Source organism: Rhizobium oryzihabitans (assembly GCF_010669145.1).
GTDB classification, from domain to species: Bacteria; Pseudomonadota; Alphaproteobacteria; order Rhizobiales; family Rhizobiaceae; genus Agrobacterium; species Agrobacterium oryzihabitans.
Window position 1 is genome coordinate 1,608,455 of the sequence record NZ_CP048635.1, and the last position, 19,480, is coordinate 1,627,934.

The 19,480-nt window shown below is 61.0% G+C and carries 16 protein-coding genes and 1 pseudogene; 14 read left to right on the forward strand and 3 right to left on the reverse strand.

Annotation, left to right across the window (positions count from 1 at the left end; all coding sequences use genetic code 11):
* Positions 1-15: 15 nt before the first annotated feature.
* The 11 genes from G3A56_RS24005 to G3A56_RS24055 all read left to right on the forward strand — a co-directional run bounded on the left by G3A56_RS24005 (position 16) and on the right by G3A56_RS24055 (position 10,908).
* A complete protein-coding gene (locus G3A56_RS24005; RefSeq protein ID WP_003499026.1) occupies positions 16-1,083 on the forward strand; it encodes an ABC transporter permease in 1,068 nt (355 codons plus the stop codon).
* Complete coding sequence (locus tag G3A56_RS24010) at positions 1,080-2,012, forward strand: ABC transporter permease (RefSeq protein ID WP_003499027.1); 933 nt, start codon at positions 1,080-1,082, stop codon at positions 2,010-2,012. Before G3A56_RS24005 ends, G3A56_RS24010 begins: the two co-directional genes overlap by 4 nt.
* Positions 2,009-2,845, forward strand: a complete 837-nt coding sequence (locus G3A56_RS24015; protein WP_082184914.1) for an ABC transporter ATP-binding protein — start codon at positions 2,009-2,011, stop codon at positions 2,843-2,845. Before G3A56_RS24010 ends, G3A56_RS24015 begins: the two co-directional genes overlap by 4 nt.
* Positions 2,842-3,591, forward strand: coding sequence for an ABC transporter ATP-binding protein (locus tag G3A56_RS24020; RefSeq protein WP_080839761.1), 750 nt, complete (start codon positions 2,842-2,844; stop codon positions 3,589-3,591). The genes G3A56_RS24015 and G3A56_RS24020 overlap by 4 nt, the downstream gene beginning before the upstream one ends.
* A gap of 177 nt (positions 3,592-3,768) precedes the next feature.
* Positions 3,769-4,671, forward strand: coding sequence for a LysR family transcriptional regulator (locus G3A56_RS24025; RefSeq protein ID WP_082184913.1), 903 nt, complete (start codon positions 3,769-3,771; stop codon positions 4,669-4,671).
* Between the two features lie 183 nt (positions 4,672-4,854).
* Positions 4,855-6,390, forward strand: coding sequence for an ABC transporter substrate-binding protein (locus tag G3A56_RS24030; protein ID WP_082185985.1), 1,536 nt, complete (start codon positions 4,855-4,857; stop codon positions 6,388-6,390).
* 212 nt (positions 6,391-6,602) lie between these two features.
* A complete protein-coding gene (locus tag G3A56_RS24035; protein WP_082184912.1) occupies positions 6,603-7,553 on the forward strand; it encodes an ABC transporter permease in 951 nt (316 codons plus the stop codon).
* On the forward strand, positions 7,550-8,371 hold the full coding sequence (locus G3A56_RS24040) for an ABC transporter permease (RefSeq protein ID WP_164056850.1): 822 nt from the start codon (positions 7,550-7,552) through the stop codon (positions 8,369-8,371). Before G3A56_RS24035 ends, G3A56_RS24040 begins: the two co-directional genes overlap by 4 nt.
* A 53-nt stretch (positions 8,372-8,424) precedes the next feature.
* Positions 8,425-9,822, forward strand: coding sequence for an amidase (locus G3A56_RS24045; protein ID WP_082184911.1), 1,398 nt, complete (start codon positions 8,425-8,427; stop codon positions 9,820-9,822).
* Between the two features lie 97 nt (positions 9,823-9,919).
* Positions 9,920-10,486 (forward strand): DJ-1/PfpI family protein, encoded by a 567-nt coding sequence (locus G3A56_RS24050; RefSeq protein WP_164056851.1) that lies wholly within the window; start codon positions 9,920-9,922, stop codon positions 10,484-10,486.
* 71 nt (positions 10,487-10,557) lie between these two features.
* Positions 10,558-10,908, forward strand: a complete 351-nt coding sequence (locus G3A56_RS24055) for a ribbon-helix-helix domain-containing protein (RefSeq protein ID WP_035243147.1) — start codon at positions 10,558-10,560, stop codon at positions 10,906-10,908.
* 167 nt (positions 10,909-11,075) lie between these two features.
* Here the strand turns inward: G3A56_RS24055 and G3A56_RS24060 are convergent, their stop codons facing one another.
* The 3 genes from G3A56_RS24060 to G3A56_RS24070 all read right to left on the reverse strand — a co-directional run bounded on the left by G3A56_RS24060 (position 11,076) and on the right by G3A56_RS24070 (position 14,851).
* Positions 11,076-11,996 (reverse strand): ABC transporter permease, encoded by a 921-nt coding sequence (locus G3A56_RS24060; protein WP_082184910.1) that lies wholly within the window; start codon positions 11,994-11,996, stop codon positions 11,076-11,078.
* A complete protein-coding gene (locus G3A56_RS24065; RefSeq protein ID WP_082184909.1) occupies positions 11,989-12,999 on the reverse strand; it encodes an ABC transporter permease in 1,011 nt (336 codons plus the stop codon). The genes G3A56_RS24060 and G3A56_RS24065 overlap by 8 nt, the downstream gene beginning before the upstream one ends.
* A gap of 142 nt (positions 13,000-13,141) precedes the next feature.
* On the reverse strand, positions 13,142-14,851 hold the full coding sequence (locus G3A56_RS24070) for a peptide ABC transporter substrate-binding protein (protein WP_082184908.1): 1,710 nt from the start codon (positions 14,849-14,851) through the stop codon (positions 13,142-13,144).
* Between the two features lie 305 nt (positions 14,852-15,156).
* Here G3A56_RS24070 and G3A56_RS24075 point away from each other — a divergent pair, with 305 nt between their 5' ends.
* From G3A56_RS24075 to G3A56_RS24085, 3 genes and pseudogenes are all read left to right on the forward strand, one after another.
* Positions 15,157-16,320, forward strand: coding sequence for a M20 aminoacylase family protein (locus G3A56_RS24075; protein WP_082184907.1), 1,164 nt, complete (start codon positions 15,157-15,159; stop codon positions 16,318-16,320).
* A 48-nt stretch (positions 16,321-16,368) separates the two neighbouring features.
* Positions 16,369-18,219 (forward strand): ABC transporter ATP-binding protein, encoded by a 1,851-nt coding sequence (locus G3A56_RS24080; RefSeq protein WP_082184906.1) that lies wholly within the window; start codon positions 16,369-16,371, stop codon positions 18,217-18,219.
* A 306-nt stretch (positions 18,220-18,525) separates the two neighbouring features.
* Positions 18,526-19,478, forward strand: a pseudogene (locus G3A56_RS24085) (sugar-binding transcriptional regulator).
* Positions 19,479-19,480: the final 2 nt, after the last annotated feature.

Consider the following 19,480-nt stretch of genomic DNA (forward strand, 5'->3'; position numbering starts at 1 on the left):
GGAAGGATCGGTCTCTTGAGCATCGTTGAAACGAACAGCCGGGCGAGGCAGGGCAAACGCCGTGCCAACGCCCGTGTGAAGGCCGTTCTCGGCTTCGCCGTCACCGTCATCACCACCTTTCTGGGGTTGATGGCGGTCACATTTTTCATTGGCCGTGTGGTGCCGATCGATCCCGCATTGGCGATTGTCGGCGACCGCGCGCCTGCGCACGTGGTCGAGCGGGTGCGTGAGCAGCTCGGCCTCAACCTGCCGCTCTGGCAGCAGTTCTTTCTTTATCTGAAGCAGGCGCTTTCGGGCGATTTCGGCATCTCCGTCCTCACCACCAATCCGGTGATGGAGGATATCAAGCGGGTGTTCCCGGCGACGATCGAACTTGCGACGATCGGCACCATCATCGGCGCCGTTTTCGGCATACCGCTCGGCGTGCTTGCCGCCGTCAAGCGCGGCAGTTTTGCCGACCAGGTCGTGCGCGTCATCGGCCTCATCGGTTATTCCGTGCCGATCTTCTGGCTCGGCCTCCTGGCGCTGCTGGTGTTTTACGCCCGGCTGCAATGGGTCGCCTATCCCGGCCGCATGGATATCGTCTATGAATTCACCTTCACGCCGGTCACGGGCTTTTTCCTGATCGACGCGATCTGGCAGCGGCAATGGGACGTGTTGTGGGATCTCTTCCGCCACATCATCCTGCCTGCCTCTCTGCTCGGTTATTTTTCGCTGGCCTATATCAGCCGCATGACGCGCTCCTTCATGCTGAATGAGCTCGCCCAGGAATATATCGTTGCGGCCCGCGCCAAGGGGCTTTCGGAAACCCGCATCATCTGGTTCCACGCGCTGCGCAACGCCGCCGTGCCGCTGGTAACGGTGATTGCGCTGTCCTATGCCGGCCTGCTGGAAGGTTCGGTGCTGACCGAAACCATCTTCGCCTGGCCGGGCCTTGGCCTCTACATCACCAATTCCCTGCAGAATGCGGATATGAATGCCGTTCTTGGCGGCACGATCGTGATCGGCGCCATCTTTGTCGGCATCAATCTCTTCTCCGATCTGCTTTACCGGACGCTCGATCCAAGGACGCGCAGCCGATGACGATTTCGACCGATACACTGAAACCCTACAGCCGCGAATGGCTGCTCTCCGACCGGCCGGCCTCGCGCAGACAGGCGCGCCTTGGCCGTGCCTATGTCATCTGGCGGCGCTTTTCGGAAAACCGGCTGGCGCTGTTGGGCCTCGGCATCATTGTTGCGCTGCTGTTCGTCGCGCTGTTTGCCAATGTGCTGGCACCGCACAATCCGGTGCAGGGCGATCTGCGCAATGCCCGGCTTCTGCCGCCGGGGACGGAAGGTTACCTGCTCGGCACGGATGATCAGGGGCGCGATATTCTCTCGCGTCTCATTCATGGCTCGCGGCTGACCCTCTTCGTCGTGCTGCTGGTGGCCATCATCGCGGCCCCCATCGGGCTCATCGTCGGCACCGTCTCGGGTTATGCCGGCGGCTGGGTGGATGCCGTTCTGATGCGCATCACCGATATCTTTCTGGCCTTTCCGAAATTGGTTCTGGCGCTGGCGCTGGTGGCCGCCCTTGGGCCGGGCATTGAAAACGCCGTGCTCGCCATCGCGGTCACCTCATGGCCGCCCTATGCGCGCATCGCACGCGCCGAAACCATGACCTTCCGCAATTCCGATTTCATCGCGGCGGTGAAGCTCATGGGGGCCTCGCCCTTCCGCATCGTCCTGAAACACGTCATGCCGCTTTGCATGTCGTCGCTCATCGTGCGTGTCACGCTCGATATGGCGGGCATCATCCTCACTGCCGCCGGTCTCGGCTTCCTCGGCCTTGGCGCGCAGCCGCCGCTGCCGGAATGGGGCGCGATGATCGCCTCCGGTCGGCGGTTCATTCTCGATCAATGGTGGGTTGCCGCCATGCCGGGTATCGCGATCCTGATCGTCAGCCTCGGTTTCAACCTTCTGGGCGATGGCCTGCGCGATGCGCTGGACCCCAAGGAGGCGAACCAATGAGCGCGCCGCTTCTGACTGTCGAGAACCTGCGCGTTTCCTTTCCCACCCGCACCGGGCTGGTGGAGGCGGTGCGCGGCGTCTCCTTCACGCTGGGACGCGAACGCCTCGGCATTGTCGGCGAATCCGGCTCCGGCAAATCGCAGACCGGCCGCGCCATCATGGGGCTGACCCCGAAAAGTGCGCGCATCGAGGCCGATGCCCTGCGCTTCGGGGATATCGATCTTCTCAAAGCTTCGGCGAAGGAAAGGCGGCTCATGCGCGGCAAGCGCATGGCCATGATCCTGCAGGACCCGAAATATTCGCTGAACCCGGTCATGCCCATCGGCCGCCAGATCATGGAAACGCTGCGCACCCATGAAAATATCGGCTCCAGCGAGGCGCGCCAGCGCACGCTCGCCATGCTGGAAGCTGTGCAGATCCGTGATCCCGAGCGCGTCTTCGATCTTTACCCGCACGAGGTTTCAGGCGGCATGGGCCAGCGTGTCATGATCGCCATGATGCTGGTCTGCGGCCCGGAGCTGCTGATCGCCGATGAACCGACTTCGGCGCTCGACGTGACCGTTCAGCTCGAAGTGCTGGACATTCTCGACAAGCTGGTGCGGGATCGCGGCATGGGGCTGATCTTCGTCAGCCACGATCTGCGGTTGGTATCGTCTTTCTGCGACCGTGTTCTCGTCATGTATGCTGGCAAGGTGGTGGAGGAGCTTGCTTCTGCCAATCTGAAAGAGGCGAAGCACCCCTATACGCAGGGCCTGCTGAACTGCCTGCCGGAGATTGGCGGCCACCGGCATCCGCTGCCGGTTCTGGAACGCAAGCCGGAGTGGCGCGCATGAGTTCAGTTCTTTCCGTTCGCGACATGGTGGTCGATTTCGACGGTTACATCGCGCTCGACAGCGTCAGCATCGATGTGGCCGAGGGTGAATCCTTCGGCATCGTCGGCGAATCCGGTTCCGGCAAGTCGACACTGCTGCGCGCCATTGCCGGCCTTAATCATTTCGATGAAGGCTCCTTGATGGTGGCCGGGCGCTCCTATTCCGGCAAGCACCGCGACAAGAGCTTTTATAGCGATGTGCAGATGGTGTTTCAGGACCCCTATGGCTCGCTTCACCCGCGCCAGACGGTGGATGCGCTGCTGCTCGAACCGCTGGTCATCCACGGACTCGACAATCGCGAGCAGCGCATTGCCCGGGCATTGGACGAGGTGGGTCTCGGCACCGGCTTCCGTTTCCGGTATTCGCACCAGCTTTCCGGCGGCCAGCGGCAGCGTATCGCCATTGCGCGTGCGCTGATCGTCGAGCCGAAAATCCTGCTGCTGGATGAGCCGACTTCGGCGCTCGACGCCTCCATTCAGGCGGAAATCCTCAACCTGCTGGAACAGGCCCGCAAGGACCGCAATCTCACCTTCGTCATGGTCAGCCACGATCTCGGTGTCATCAGCCATATGTGCGATCGCCTTGCGGTGATGAAAAGCGGCAAGGTGGTGGAAATGCTGGAAGCCGAGGCGCTGGAAAGCCGCGAATTCAGCGCGGATTATACAAGGCAGCTGCTGGTGGCGAGCGAGGGCTTCAAGCGCGCTTGAGGTGCCGCTATAGTCGGGTCAAATGACATCTTCCGTCATTCCGGCCTTGAGCCGGAATCCAGCGACAGCGCGTCTGCGCGGTCAGAGACTCTATTGCGATCAAGGACTTGATCGCGCTGGATGCCGGGTCAAGCCCGGCATGACGGACGGTGTCGGCCAAAACAAGGTATTCAGACTATGCAATTGCGCGCATTGATGTATTTCGACGAACTGGTCCGCACCAATTCCATGCGCGCCGCGGCGGAAAATCTGAATGTCGCACCAACGGCGGTCAGCCGCCAGATCGAGAATCTCGAATATTATTTCGGCTCGCCGCTGGTTGAGCGCTCCAGCCGGGGCGTGAAGCTGACGGCTGCGGGGGAACTGCTGGCCGCCCGCGCCGGCAAGACGTTGCGGGAACTCGACCATGTGCACCAGCTGATCGACGATCTGAAAGGCCTGCAGCGCGGCCGGGTCACGGTCTATGCCAATGGCGCGACGGTGGCGAACCTTCTGGCACCGGTGCTGGCACAGTTCAGCCTTAAATATCCGCAACTGCGCTTCGAGGTCCATATCACCAGCGCACGCCAGGCGATGGAAGCCCTAGGGGCGGCAGAGGCTGATCTGGTCGTCAGCCTTTTTGCGCCAAAGGTCTCCGGCGTGAAGGTGCGCTCGCGCACCCGCATCAGCTATGACGCGATCTTTCCCGCCGGCCATGCTCTTGCTGCGCAGGCGGAAGTTTCGCTGAAGGAACTGGCCAGCCTGCCGCTCGCCCTGCCGGACAAGAGTTTTGCTGCGCGTCAGGCCTTCGATACGCTGTTTGCGGATGCGGGCGTCGAGCTTGATCCCGTCTTCATCACCAGCTCGCTGGAAATGCTTAAGGAGCTGGTGCTGGGCCACGCCGCAGCCACGTTGCTGCCGGCGCTTTCGGTGGCGCGTGAAATCCGCAGCGGCCAGATGGTTGCCGTTCCCCTTGCCGGCAAAAAGGGCATTCACACCCAGATCGATCTCTGCGTTGCGCCCGACAGGCAATTGTCCTTTGCCGCCTCCAAGCTTGCCGATTTCATCGAGCGCTTCATGCGTGAAGCGACAGCGGGGTAAGCGGGATGGTTTGGTCTTTCCGCGCGGAAGGTTGATTTCCATCCGCATTTCCGTGTAGCCATTTCAGCTACACGGAGCACACAAAAATCGAGATTGTGTGTGCGCCTGCAACATGACACTCTTTTTGCAACGGGCGGTCTTTCCGAGGGCAAAAATGCCCCGGCCGCCAGACAGGGGACAATGATGCCACGCACTTATCTTTCGCAGGCGGCAACGCTTTCGCGCCGCGCCGCGCTGGGCCTCGCATTGAGCACGGCGCTCTGGCTGCCGCTTTCGATGACGACTGCCGAGGCAGCGCCGAAAACCGCGCTGACGCTTGGCATGGCCGTCGAGCCGGCCGGTCTCGATCCGACCATCGCCGCCCCCGTCGCCATCGGCCAGGTCACCTGGCAGAATGTCTTCGAAGGTCTGGTGAAAATCGACCGCGAAGGCAAGGTAAAGCCGCAGCTTGCCGAAAGCTGGGAAATTTCCCCTGATGGCAAAACCTATACGTTCAAGCTGCGCAAGGGCGTGACCTTCCATGATGGTGAGGCTTTCGATTCCGCTGTCGCGAAATTTGCGCTGGATCGGGCGCGTGGCGAAAGCTCGGTCAATCCGCAGAAACGCTTCTTCGCCGCCATCGACAGTATCGAGACGCCGGATGCCGCAACGCTGGTGCTGAAGCTGAAGCAGCCGGCCGGCAGCCTTCTCTACTGGCTCGGCTGGCCGGCCTCCGTGATGGTGGCGCCGAAAAGTGCGGAGAATAACCGCACCACTCCTGTCGGCACTGGCCCGTTCAAATTCGTGGCCTGGGCCAAGGGCGACAAGGTCGAGTTGCAGAAGAACGACGCCTATTGGGACAAGGCCGTTTCGGTGAAGCTGGAGAAGGCGACCTTCCGTTTCGTCTCCGATCCGCAGGCGCAGGCCGCGGCGCTAAAATCCGGCGATATCGATGCCTTCCCGGAATTCGGCGCACCGGAACTGATGACCTCCTTCGATGGCGACGCGCGCCTCGGCACCTTCGTCGGCAATACCGAGTTGAAGGTCGTGGCCGGCATGAACAATGCCCGCAAGCCTTTTGACGACAAGCGCGTGCGTCAGGCGCTGATGATGGCGGTGGATAGCGGTACTGTCATTGAAGGCGCCTGGTCCGGCTTCGGCACGGCCATCGGCAGCCATTACACCCCGAATGACCGCGGCTATATCGATACGACGGGCGTTCACCCCTTTGATATCGACAAGGCTAAGGCGCTGCTTGCCGAAGCCGGTTATCCGGATGGTTTCAACTTCACCATCAAGGCGCCGCAAATGGCCTATGCCCAGCGCACCTCGCAAATCCTGCAGGCGATGTTTGCCGAACTCGGCGTGACCATGACCATCGAGACCACCGAATTTCCGGCGAAATGGGTGGCGGATGTTCTCAAAGGCGCGAATTACGACATGACCATCGTTGCCCATGCCGAGCCGATGGATATCGATATCTATGCGCGCGACCCCTATTATTTCAATTACAAGAACCCGGCCTTCAACGAGGTCGTGGCGAATGTGGAAAAGACGGCGGATGCCGGCGAGCAGGAAAAGCTCTATGGCGAAGCCCAGAAAATCCTCGCGGAAGATGTGCCGGCTCTCTTCCTTTTCGTCATGCCGAAACTCGGTGTCTGGGACAAGAAGGTGAAGGGGCTTTGGGAAAACGAGCCCATTCCCTCGAATGTGCTGACGGATGTGCATTGGGAAGAGTGACGTTTGTCGATAGCCGTTTCTTCCGTCATGCCGGTCCCCGGGTCGAGCCCGAGGATGATCCGGCATCCAGCCAGCCCAAGTCCTTGGGCTGAGAGGGCTCTCTCCGCCGCGCAGATGCGCGTCGGCTGGGTTCCGGCTCGGGGCCGGAATGACGGGAGAGAGATAACTGGACCTTCGATCGCAGGCGAAACAAAGCAAGGAAAGAATGCCAGATGTTAGCCGTCCTCATCCGGCGTCTTTTAAGCCTCGTCATCACGCTGTTTGCCGTTTCCCTCATCATCTATGTCGTCATGGGCCTGCTGCCGGGCGATCCGGCGGCCATCATGCTTGGAACCTCGGCGAGCCCCGATACGCTCGCCGCGCTGCAGAAACAGATGGGCCTCGATCAGCCGCTGCCGTTGCGTTATCTCCACTGGCTGGCCGGCGTGTTTCATGGCGATCTCGGACAATCCTATACCTATGGCGTGCCGGTGGCGGGGTTGATTGTCGAGCGGCTTGCCGTCACCCTGCCGCTTGCGCTGCTGGCCGTCTGCCTTTCGGTGGCCATAGCCATTCCGCTCGGCGTTGCGGCGGCGAGAAGCCGCAACGGGCCGGTGGATTTCGCAGCCGGGCTGTTTTCCCACGTGGGCATTGCCGTGCCCGGCTTCTGGGTCGGACTGCTGCTCATCATCGTCTTTTCCACCACGCTCGGCTGGATGCCGTCAGGCGGTTTTCCCGGCTGGCAGCCGAGTTTTTCGGCCGGTCTCATCGCGCTGGTGCTTCCGGCCATTGCCCTTGCGCTCTCGCAGGCGGGTGTTCTCACCCGCGTCTGCCGCTCGGCGGTGCTGGAGGTGATGAACGAGGATTTTGTGCGCACCGCCCGCGCCAAGGGCCTGAGCGAGCGGGTGGCGCTGTGGCGGCATGCGGTGCCGAATGCGATGATCCCTGTGGTCACCATGATCGGCCTGCAATTCACCTTCCTCATCGCCGGCGCGGTGCTGGTGGAAAATGTCTTCAATCTGCCGGGCCTCGGGCGCCTTGCCTATCAGGCGCTGACCCAGCGGGATATCGTCGTCATGCAGTCCGTCGTGCTGTTCTTCTCGGCGCTGGTCATCGTCATGAATTTTCTGGTCGATATCGCCTATCTCTTCATCGATCCGAGACTGCGGGCAGGTGCGCGATGATGCGACTGATCCGCCGCCGCCCCGCATTCGTTGTCGGCATCGCCGTCACCACCTTTCTTGTCGCGGTTGCGCTGCTCTCGCTGGTCTGGACGCCGGTTTCGCCGACCAAGATGCAGATCGCCCAGAAACTGAAATCGCCCTTTGCCTATGGCGGTCTTGGCACGGACCATTTCGGCCGGGATGTTCTCTCCATGCTGATGGCCGGGGCGTGGAACTCGCTTTCCACCTCCATCGCCGCCGTTGCCATCGGCGCTCTCATAGGCACCGCCGTCGGCGTATCGGTCGCGGCCCTGCGAGGTTTCACCGAAACCGTGGTGATGCGCATCTGCGATATCATTTTCGCCCTGCCGCCGATCCTGTCGGCCATGATGCTCGGCGCTTTCATCGGCACGGGCCGGTTCACCGCCATCATCGCCATCGCCACCTTCATGGTGCCGGTCTTTGCCCGGCTGACGCTGGGGGCGGCCTTGCAGATATGGTCGCGGGAATATGTCACCGCCGCCACCAGCATCGGCCAGAACCGCGCCAAGATCACGCTGTTTCATATCCTGCCGAATATTTCCAACCAGATCATCGTGCAGGTGACGATCCAGCTCGGTCTTGCCATCCTTACCGAAGCGGGGCTTTCCTTCCTCGGTCTCGGCATGCCGCCGCCTGCCGCCACCTGGGGTCGGATGCTTGCCGATGCGCAGACCTATCTTGGGACAGCGCCATGGCTCGCCATCATGCCCGGCCTTGCGATCGCGCTTGCCGTCTTCGGCCTCAATCTTCTCGGCGATGGCCTGCGCGACCTGCTGGACCCGCGCGATACCAGCTGATCGCTTCTAGCCGATATCGCCCTATTATCTGTTTTTCTGACGAGACGACGCTGATGACCGATCTCATAGACCTCAACACGCTCGAAATCCTGGCGCTTTACCGGCAAAAGAAGCTATCGCCATCGGAATATTGGCAGGCGGTAGAGGCCCGCATCGACGCATTCGAGCCCACGGTGAACGCGCTTTACGCCTATGATCCCGAGGATGCCCGCAAACAGGCGCTGGCCTCGACGGAGCGCTGGCAAAAAGGGGAAACGCTCGGCGCGCTCGATGGGATTCCGGTCTCGCTGAAGGAACTCATCGCCACCAAAGGCCAGCCGGTTCCGCTTGGCACCAAAGCGGTGGAACTGGTGCCGGCTCTGGAAGACGCGCCGGTCGCCGCCCGCTGCCGCGAGGACGGCGCGATCCTTTACGCCAAGACGACCTGCCCGGATTACGGCATGTTGTCATCAGGCCTTTCCAGTTTCCACAAGCTCAGCCGCAACCCGTGGGACCCGACGCAGAACCCCGGCGGCTCCAGCGCCGGTGCGGCCTCTGCCGGTGCTGCGGGTTACGGCACGCTGCATATCGGTACGGATATTGGCGGCTCGGTGCGCCTGCCGGCCGGATGGACGGGCCTGTTCGGCTTTAAGCCCAGCCAGGGCCGCATACCCGTCGATCCCTATTATACCGGCCGCTGCGCCGGGCCGATGACCCGCACGGTTGTCGATGCCGCCTATGCGATGGCCACACTTTCCCGCCCGGACTGGCGTGATGGCACCGCGCTGCCGCCCAACAATATCAACTGGATGGACCTCGAAATTAATGTGAAGGGCCTGAAGATAGGTCTGATGCTGGATGCCGGCTGCGGACTGCCTTTGGAGAACGAGGTGCGCGATGCCGTGCTCTCTGCCGCCAAACTGTTCGAAGAGGCAGGCGCCATCGTCATCCCGGTCGAGCCGGTGCTGACGCGGGACATGCTGGACGGGCTGGACGATTTCTGGCGGGCGAAGTTCTGGGGTGACATGGCGGCATTGAGCGCGGAGCGGCGCGGCGCGATCCTTCCCTATATTCATGAGTGGGCGGAAAAGGGCGCCGATGTCTCCGGCGCGCGCGCCGTTTTCGGTTTCAACCAGACCATGGAAATGCGTAGGAGTTGCGGACGGTTGATGCAGTCGGTTGATGTGGTGATTTCACCCGTCAATCCCATCGTCTCCTATCCGGCCGACTGGGCCTCGCCTACCAACGATCCCGAGCGGCCTTTCGAGCATATCGCCTTCACCGTCCCTTGGAACATGTCGGAGCAGCCGGCATCCTCAATCAATTGCGGCTTCTCGAAATCCGGGATGCCCATCGGATTGCAGATCGTCGGCCCACGCTACGAGGATTTGTTCGTCCTCAAGCTGTCCAAAGCCTTCGAGGATTGGGGCGGCGGCGTGCGGCGCTGGCCGGAGCCGCCGGAGCGCCGATGATCCCGCCTTTATCGGCCGTGTAGTATAGCCATAATACCCGCATCTCCACCCGCCCTGCTACGGTGCCCATGGCATTCAAAAAACGGGAGGAGCAAGCATGCCGAAGAAGATTTTGATGATCGCCGGCGATTTCGCCGAGGATTATGAGACCATGGTGCCGTTCCAGACGCTGCTCGCGGTCGGCCACACGGTGCACGCCGTCTGCCCCGGCAAGAAGGCGGGCCAGACGATCGCGACCGCCATCCATGATTTCGAGGGCGACCAGACCTATTCGGAAAAGCGCGGCCACAATTTCGCGCTCAACGCCACCTTCGCCGATATCAAGGTTGCCGATTACGATGCGCTGGTCATTCCGGGCGGCCGCGCGCCGGAATATCTGCGGCTCAATGCGGATGTGCTGGCCGCCGTGAAGCACTTTTTCGAGGTCGACAAGCCGGTGGCGGCCGTCTGCCATGGTGCGCAATTGCTGGCGGCTGCGGGTGTCCTCAAAGGCCGCACCTGCTCGGCCTATCCGGCCTGCCGCCCCGAGGTGGAACTGGCGGGCGGCACCTATGCCGATATCGCCATCGACGCGGCGGTGACCGACGGCAAGCTGGTGACGGCGCCCGCATGGCCCGCCCATCCGGCATGGCTTTCGCAGTTCATGGCGGTGCTTGGCAAATAAGCTGCGCGGAACGGGGCTTTTACCGGCCCTGTTTCCCGTCTATCTTTTGGAGCGTGGTGAGGGAGGAAACCATGTGCAAGCTTTTCATCAAGGCGGACCCGGCACTTTGGGAAAGCCACACCCGGTCTTTGCGGATCGACGGCATGGTCACGAGTGTGCGGCTTGAAAACTTCTTCTGGACCACGCTGGACGAGATTGCACGCCGCGATGGCATGAACAGCGTGCAGCTCATCGCCAAGCTTTATAATGAATCGATCGATGCCGGGCACGATCTCGGCAACTTCACCTCTTTTTTGCGGGTCTGCTGCGGACGCTATCTGGCCTTGCAGCTTTCCGGCGATATTCCGGCGCGCAGCGACGTTCCGATTGCCGCGCTGGACGCCGACAGCATCCTCGATGCGGAGAAGGTGAATTACCACTAGCAGTGCGTGCCGCTTTTTACGTGCCGATGCATCCCCGCCACCTCATTCCTGTGCTTGTCACAGGAATCCAGCCGACGCGCGTCTGCGCGACGGGAGGAGTCTTTTCAGCCCAAGGACTTGGGCTGGCTGGATCTCTGTGACAGGCACAGAGATGAGGGAGGGCGTGCTCAGCTCTTCAGCGCCCTTGGATCAAGCGCATCGCGCACCGCATCGCCGATGTAATTGACGCTCAGAACCGTCAGCGAGATTGCCAGTCCCGGCCACAGGACGCGCGATGGCGTCAGCTGCAGGAAGTTGGCGCCGTCGAACAGCAGCCGTCCCCAGGTCGGAAAGTCCGACGGAAATCCGAGGCCGAGGAAGGACAGCGCCGATTCCGTGATGATGGCTGATGCAATGCCGAGCGTGGCCGAGACCATGATCGAACTCAGCACATTCGGCAATATATGCCTCAGAATGATGCGGTATTCGCGCATGCCGCTCGATTTCGCCGCCATGATGAATTCCTGGCTTTTAATCGTCAGCACATCGCCGCGCACGATACGCGCGGTATGCATCCAGCTGGTTATCCCAATCACGAAGACGATCAGGATGAAGATGCCGGTTTCCGGCCCGAAGGCCGCGCGCAGCGTATCGCGAAACAGCATGAGGATGACAAGCAGCAGCGGCAGCAGCGGCAGGGCGAGGAACAGGTCCGTCAGCCGCATCAGCGGCCCGTCAAGCCTTCGGAAATAACCAGACAGTACCCCCACCAGCGTGCCGAGAAACAGCGCCAGCAGCATGGCGGTGATGCCGACGGCAAGCGAGATGCGCCCGCCGGCCAGAACCTGCGCCAGCATGTCCTTGCCCAGATTGTCGGTGCCGAAGGGATGCGCCAGCGACGGCCACTGGTTGCGCTCCCTCACATTGATGGCGTTTGGCGCGACGGTGTGGATATAGGGGCCGACAAAGACCGCAAGCAGAATGAAGATGAAAACGAACAGGCCCGCCACGCCGCCCTTATGGGCGCGAAACTGTTTCCAGATATCGGCAAGTGCCGATTGCACGGGCGTGGCGGCGACGGCCGGCGCTGCGATGGTGGCGTCAGTCATAGCGGATCCTCGGGTCGAGAATGCCGTACAGAACGTCGGCAATCAGGTTGAAGAGCACGATAAGCACCGCGAAAATGAAGGTCAGCGTCTGCACCAGCGGAATATCCGCGCCCTGAACGGCGGTGATCAGCAACTGGCCAAGCCCGTTCACGCGGAAGATCTGCTCGGTAATGATGGCGCCTGAAAAGATCGTCGGCACGCCGAGTGCGATGACGGTGACGACCGGGATGAGGCTGTTGCGCAGCACGTGAACGAGCAGAACGGATTTTTCCTTCACGCCCTTTGCCCGTGCGGTGCGCACATAATCCTGATGCAGATTGTCCAGCATGGAGGCCCGCACGAAGCGGCTGATCTGCGAGACATTGTAGAGGGTCAGCACCAGAACCGGCAGGAACATCTGTTTGATCTGCGCGACGAAGCTTCCCCAGTCCGTCACCTGCAGGTTGGTGTCATAGACGGAAGGGAACCATTGCAGATAAGAGCTGAAGATGACGACCAGCAGCACGCCGGTGAAGAAGGTGGGAACCGAATAACCGACCATCGAGACGAAGGTGCCGATCTGGTCGAAAATCGAATATTGCTTGTAGGCGGAAATGACGCCGATCGGGATCGCCAGAAGCGCCCCGAAAAGATAGGCGAGGCCGACCACCCAGAGCGTTTGCGGCATGCGCTGGATGACGAGATCAACCACCGGGCTGCGCGTTGCCCAGGACAGCACACGCATGCGATTGCCATCGCCGATCTGCCAGCCGGTGAGTTTTTCAATAAGGTTCAGCGGCTCGTTGATGAAGAATTGCTGCAGCCACATCAGGTAACGGATGAAGAAAGGCTGGTCGAGGCCAAGCGAGGCGCGGATCTGCTCGCGAACTTCAGGCGGGATGGTGAGCGGCAGGTCGCCGGTCGGGTCATTCGGCGCAAGATCGAGCAGCGCGAAGATGACGAAGCTGATGACGAGCAGCGTCGGTACGGCAAAGGCTAGCCGCCGGAGCGTAAAGGTAAACATCTGAAACTCTCCAGACCCAGAGCGCGACAGGGCGAAAATTGGGAGCGTTTTCGCCTTAGCGCGGCAAATGTGTCTTCAGATCATGGTCCAGGGGCATGCAGAAGGCCGGCCTCTCCGGGGGAGAAGCCGGCGCATTTGCGTGTTACTTCTTGCGGGACCAGTCCGCGACGTTCCAGAGTTCCGAATCCCAGGCATTCATGCGAACGCCTTCCAGCGTCAGCGAATGCGAGGAAACGCTGCCGCGGTGGATGAGCGGAATATGCGCGCCTTCCTCCGTCAGCATGTCGTTCAGCTGCTTGGAAATCTCACCGCGCTTGGCAAGGTCTGCGGTCTTGGAGAGTTCGCCGACCAGCTTGTCGAATGCCGGGTTGCAATAACGCGGAATGTTTTGTCCCTGCCAGCCGTTAGCGGGTGCCGGGATTTTATCGCACAGCCATTCCGCCAGGTATTTTTCCGGGTCGGTGCCGTCGAAGTTGTTGGTGTACATTTCGACGTCGGCATAAAATTTCTGGAAGGTATCCGGGCTTGCCGGGTCGCCGCCGAAGAAGACCGAGGCGCTGACATTGCGCAGCTCGGAGGCGACGCCGATCTGCGACCACATGTCCTTCACCAGCTCCTGCGTGGCCTGGCGAACGGAGTTGGTGGAGGTCTGGTAGAGGAAGGAGAGCTTCACGCCGTTCTTGGCGCGGATGCCATCGGCACCCTTCACCCAGCCGGCATCGTCCAGCAGCTTGTTTGCGCCTTCCACATCCTGCTTCAGGCACCAGCTGTCATTCTTGGTGGAAGCGAAGGCTTCCGGCGCCGGCACGATATTGCAGGTCGGCTTGCCCGCCTCACCATAACCGGCCTCGTCGATGATATCGCGGTCGATGGCAAGCGAAAGCGCGCGGCGCACGGCCGGGTCTGATATGGCCGGGTGCGGGCCGCCTTCCTTGGTGGAGCGCTTGTCGCCGAGCGACGGATCGGGATTGTACCAGTTGAGATTGATACGTTCGACCTGGGTGCCGAAGGCGGTTTCCAGCTTGCCCTTGCCGGCAGCCACCATGGTGGCGAGCACTTCCGGCTCCACCTGCATGTTCCAGGCATAGTCGAATTCGCCGGTTTCCAGCACGGCGCGCGCGGCAGAAGCGGCGTCGCCGCCGCCCTTCAGGGTCGCGGTGGCGAAGGCGGGCTTGGCGGGGTCGCGATAATTGGTGTTGGCGACGAAGCTGATCACGTCGTTCGGCTTGAAATCCTTGACCACGAAGGGGCCGGTGCCGATGGGACCGAAATTGGCGGAAGTGCAGCCGGGTGCAGCAGCGCCAACGCATTTCTCAAACTGCTTCTTCTGGATAACCGGCGATTGCGCGCCGACGAATGCGGAATAGGGGTAAGGTTTCGGTTCGGTGAAGCTGATCTTGACGGTATGGGCGTCGACGGCCTCGACATTCTTCACGCCCTCATATTGCGCCGCCTGCGCGCAGCCGCCATCCGGTGCAAGGCAATATTTCCAGGTGAAAATGACGTCCTCGGCGGTGAACGGTGTGCCATCCGACCATTTCACATCGCTTTTCAGCTTCCAGGTCATGCTGAGCAGGTCCTTTGCGACGCCGCCATTGTCAATCGTCGGAATCTCGGTGACCAGCATCGGCACCAGCTCGCCCTTTTCGTCGTAGCGCGCCAGCGGCTCGATTACCATGGACGAGCTGTAGACTTCCTTCGTGCCCGCAGAAAGATAAGGGTTAAGTGTCGATACGGCCTGCCAGAACAGGATTTTCAGTTCGCCGTCACTGCCACGCTCGGCATGGGCGGCAGAGCCTGCCAAAGCCATCGCCGCCACCGTGCTGGCAAAGAGAACGCTGCGCTTCTTCATTGTGGTTTTCCCCTTTTTAGATTTTATCTATTTGAATGTTTGACGCTTTTCCTGTCGCCATGAGCAAGGTCTTTTGTTCTAAGTATTTGATTTTGCTGATGAATAATCCTCCATCCCCGATGATGCTATTGTCAGTTTTTTTGAAAAGCAAGCCCCAAACTTTTATTGATGAACAAAATTTGTGCCATTCGACTTTGGGCCTATTTTTCGCTCATGGAGCAAAATTCATACTTGCAAAAGCAGAAATTCCAAACGCAATATGGCTCCCGACAACCCGGCGGGGAACAAAAAAAGGAAAAATGGGAATGCCGATATTGAACCGTGTGGCCGAGATGCAGGAAGAAGTTGCCGGCTGGAGGCGCCATCTGCATGAGACGCCGGAGCTGCTCTACGACGTCTTCGAAACATCGAAATTCGTGGCCGAGAAACTCAAAGCCTTCGGCTGCGACATCGTCGAAACCGGCATTGGCAAGACCGGCGTGGTGGGCATCATCAAGGGGCGGCACGGGGACGGCCCGACCATCGGTTTCCGCTCCGACATGGACGCTTTGCCAATCCTTGAAACCAGCGGCAAACCATGGGCTTCCAAGGTGCCGGGCAAAGCCCATTCCTGCGGCCATGACGGGCACACGGCGATGCTTCTGGGTGCAGCGCAATATCTCGCCGAGACCCGCAATTTCAAAGGGTCCGTCGCGGTCATCTTCCAGCCGGCCGAAGAAGGCGGGGCAGGGGCTCTTGCCATGCTGAACGACGGAATGATGGAGAAATTCGGCATTTCTCAGGTCTATGGCATGCATAATGAGCCGGGCATTCCCGTCGGCAATTTCGCCATCCGCAAGGGCTCGACCATGGCGGCGGCGGATGCTTTCGAGATCACGATTACCGGCAAGGGCAGCCATGCGGCCGCGCCGCATCTTTCCATCGATCCGGTGCTGACCTCGGCCTATATCATCATCGCCCTGCAATCCATCGTCTCGCGTGAGACGGACCCGTTGAAATCGCTGGTCGTCACCGTCGCCACCACCCATGGCGGCACCGCGGGCAATGTCATTCCCGGTTCGGTAACGCTGACGGGCACGGTACGCACCCTGCTGCCGGAAACCCGTGATTTCGCCGAAAAGCGCCTGAAGGAAGTGGCGACCGCCACCGCCATGGCGCATGGCGCGACCGCCGAGGTGAAATATGATCGCGGTTATCCCGTCACTTTCAACCATAATGACGAGACCGAATTCGCGACCGGCGTGGCGGTGGGCGTTGCCGGTGCAAATGCCGTCAACACCAATCCCAACCCGCATATGGGCGCGGAGGATTTCTCCTACATGCTGGAATCGCGCCCCGGCGCCTTCATCTTCATCGGCAACGGCGATACCGCCGGGCTTCACAATGCTGCCTATGACTTCAACGACGACGCCCTGCCTTACGGCATCAGCTACTGGGTCTCGATGGCCGAAACCGCGCTTGCTGCGTAAGACATCCGGCGGCCTTCATGGCCGCCTTTCGCTTTTCAGGAGATCGGCATGCTTTTGGCGGCAACGTCCATGGAACAGACCGGCGGCTCGGTAAGCCCGGTTCTTTCGGTTGAAAATCTGACCACATCCTTCCGCGTCGATGGCGGCTGGAAATCCGTGGTCCGCAATATGAGTTTCGAGATCGCGCCGCGTGAGACGGTGGCAATTGTCGGGGAAAGCGGCTCGGGCAAAAGCGTGACGTCGCTGTCGATCATGCGGCTTCTGGATAAGAAAACCAGCCGCATCGAGGGCAAGGTCATGCTGGGCGGGCGCAATCTGCTCGCCCTTCCGGAAGAGGAGATGCGCAAGGTTCGCGGCAAGGACATTTCGATGATCTTCCAGGAGCCGATGACCAGCCTCAACCCGATCTTCCCGATCGGCAAGCAGATCGCCGAAGCGTTGACGGTACATCAGAATATTTCCTCATCCGCTGCGAAGGCGGAGGTCATTCGCCTGCTTGAAAAGGTCCGTATTCCCAATGCGAAGAACCGTTTCGACGATTATCCGCACCAGTTTTCCGGCGGCATGCGCCAGCGCGTGATGATCGCCATGGCGCTCGCCTCAAAGCCTAAACTCCTGATCGCCGATGAACCGACAACCGCGCTCGACGTGACCATTCAGGGCCAGATCCTCGACCTGATCAAGCAATTGCAGGAAGAAGAGGGCATGTCGGTCCTGTTCATCACCCATGATATGGGCGTGGTGGCGGAAGTCTCGGATCGCACCATCGTCATGTTCCGCGGCGATGTGGTGGAAACCGGCACCACCGACGATATCTTCCACCGCGGCCGCCACCCCTATACGCGCGCTCTTCTTTCGGCGGTGCCGAAGCTCGGCTCGATGAAGGAGCGCGTGCTGCCGGCCCGTTTCCCGATCATCGATATCAAGACCGGCGAGAGCCAGCCCGTGGTGGAGGTGAAGGACACGGTGTCCGGTTCGCGCACGCCCATTCTCTCCGTGAAGGACCTGACCACGCGTTTCGATATCCGTTCCGGTCTTTTCGGCCGCAAATCCGGCGCCGTGCATGCGGTGGAAAAGGTTTCCTTCGATCTGGCCGAGGGCGAGACGCTGTCGCTGGTCGGCGAATCCGGTTGTGGCAAATCCACGACGGGGCGGTCGATCACCCGGCTGATCGAGCCGACCTCGGGCAATGTGACGCTCGACGGTTACGAGGTCCTGAAGCTCGACAAGACGACGCTGCGCACCATGCGCCGCAGCGTGCAGATGATCTTCCAGGACCCCTTCGCCTCGCTCGATCCGCGCATGAGCATCGGTACGGCGATCATGGAACCTTTCATTGAGCATCGGCTGGGAACGAAGCCGGAGGCGCGTGAAAAGGCGGCGGATTTGATGGAAAAAGTGGGTCTAAGCCCGGATATGATGCGGCGTTTCCCGCATGAGTTTTCGGGCGGCCAGCGCCAGCGTATCGCCATTGCCCGCTCGCTGATGCTCGACCCCAAGGTCATCGTCGCCGATGAAGCGGTGTCGGCGCTCGATGTGTCCATCAAGGCGCAGGTCTGCAACCTGCTGCTCGACCTGCAACAGAGCCTCAATCTGGCCTTCCTGTTCATCTCGCACGATATGGCAGTGGTGGAGCGCGTCAGCCACCGTGTGGCGGTGATGTATCTCGGCGAGATCGTCGAAATCGGGCCGCGTGCGGCGGTTTTCGACAATCCGCAGCACCCCTATACGAAAAAGCTGATGTCTGCCGTTCCGGTGCCGGATCCGGCGCGACGGCAGATCCGGCGCAACATGGCGACGGATGAGATCAAAAGCCCGATCCGGCCGGTGGATTATGTGCCGCCGCAGCGGCATTACCGCGAGGTTTCGGCGGGGCATCTGGTGCAGGAAGCGGCGTGATCGAACAGTGTCGGCTTTGGGCTGAGGGCTGGTAAGGGATCGAGTGGTCACCTCTTGTTTCTTCTCCCCGCCGGGGAGAAGGTCGCGGCAGCGGGATGAGGGGGCGACGGTAGCGATATTGGGAGAGGGTTCCCCCTCATCCGACCCTTCGGGCCACCTTCTCCCCTCGGGGAGAAGAAACGCGCCGCACCGTTGTGCCAATGCATTTTTCATTCTGCCGCACGCTCTCTTCCGCATCCCCCGTTTGACAGCCGACGCAAAAAAATGCCAGCAAATGCGCAAGCATAATTCCTAGAGGGCAGCGGCATGGCCAGACGAAACGACGCACATGGACGGCTGGACGATGCGGCCCGTGCCGGCTGGCTTTATTATGTCGCCGGCCGCACACAGGATGAGATCGCCGCCGCCATGGGCATTTCCCGGCAGTCGGCGCAGCGGCTGGTGTCGCTCGCCGTTGCCGAACGGCTGATCAAGGTCCGGCTCGATCATCCCATCGCCGCCTGTCTCGAAAAAGCCGAGCGGTTGAAAGAGAAATTCGACCTTAGATATATCGAGGTGGTGCCGAGCGATCCGGCCGGCGTCTCCTCCACTGTCGGCATTGCCGAGGCCGGGGCGGCGGAGATCGAACGCTGGCTGAAGAATGCCGATCCCATCGTGCTCGCCATCGGTACTGGCCGTACATTGAAGGCCGCCGTCGACCAGCTGCCGCCAATGGAGTGCCCGCAGCACCGCATCGTCTCACTGACGGGCAATATCGGGCCGGATGGCTCGGCCGCTTATTACAACGTCATCTTCAGCATGGCCGATGCCATCAAGGCCCGGCATTTTCCGATGCCGCTGCCTGTCCTCTGCTCCTCTGCGGAAGAGCGGGAACTGCTGCACGACCAGTCCATGGTGCGCTCCACGCTGGCGCTGGGTTCCGCGGCCAATGTCACCTTCGTCGGTGTCGGCGAACTCGGCGAGAACGCACCGCTCTGCGTCGATGGTTTTCTCGGTGTCGATGAGATGAAGGCGCTGATGGCAAGCGGTGCGGTCGGAGAGATCTGCGGCTGGATGTATGATGCCAAGGGCCGCATTCTCGAGCATTCCGTGAACGAGCGCGTCGCCTCCGTTCCCATCCCTTCAAGAGAGACCTGCACCGTCATCGGCATGGCGCAGGGTGCGCGCAAGAATGCCTCGATTCTGGCGGCGCTGAGGGCGGTCTGTTGAACGGTCTCATCACCGACGAAGCGACAAGTGAATATTTGCTCACGCATTGAGC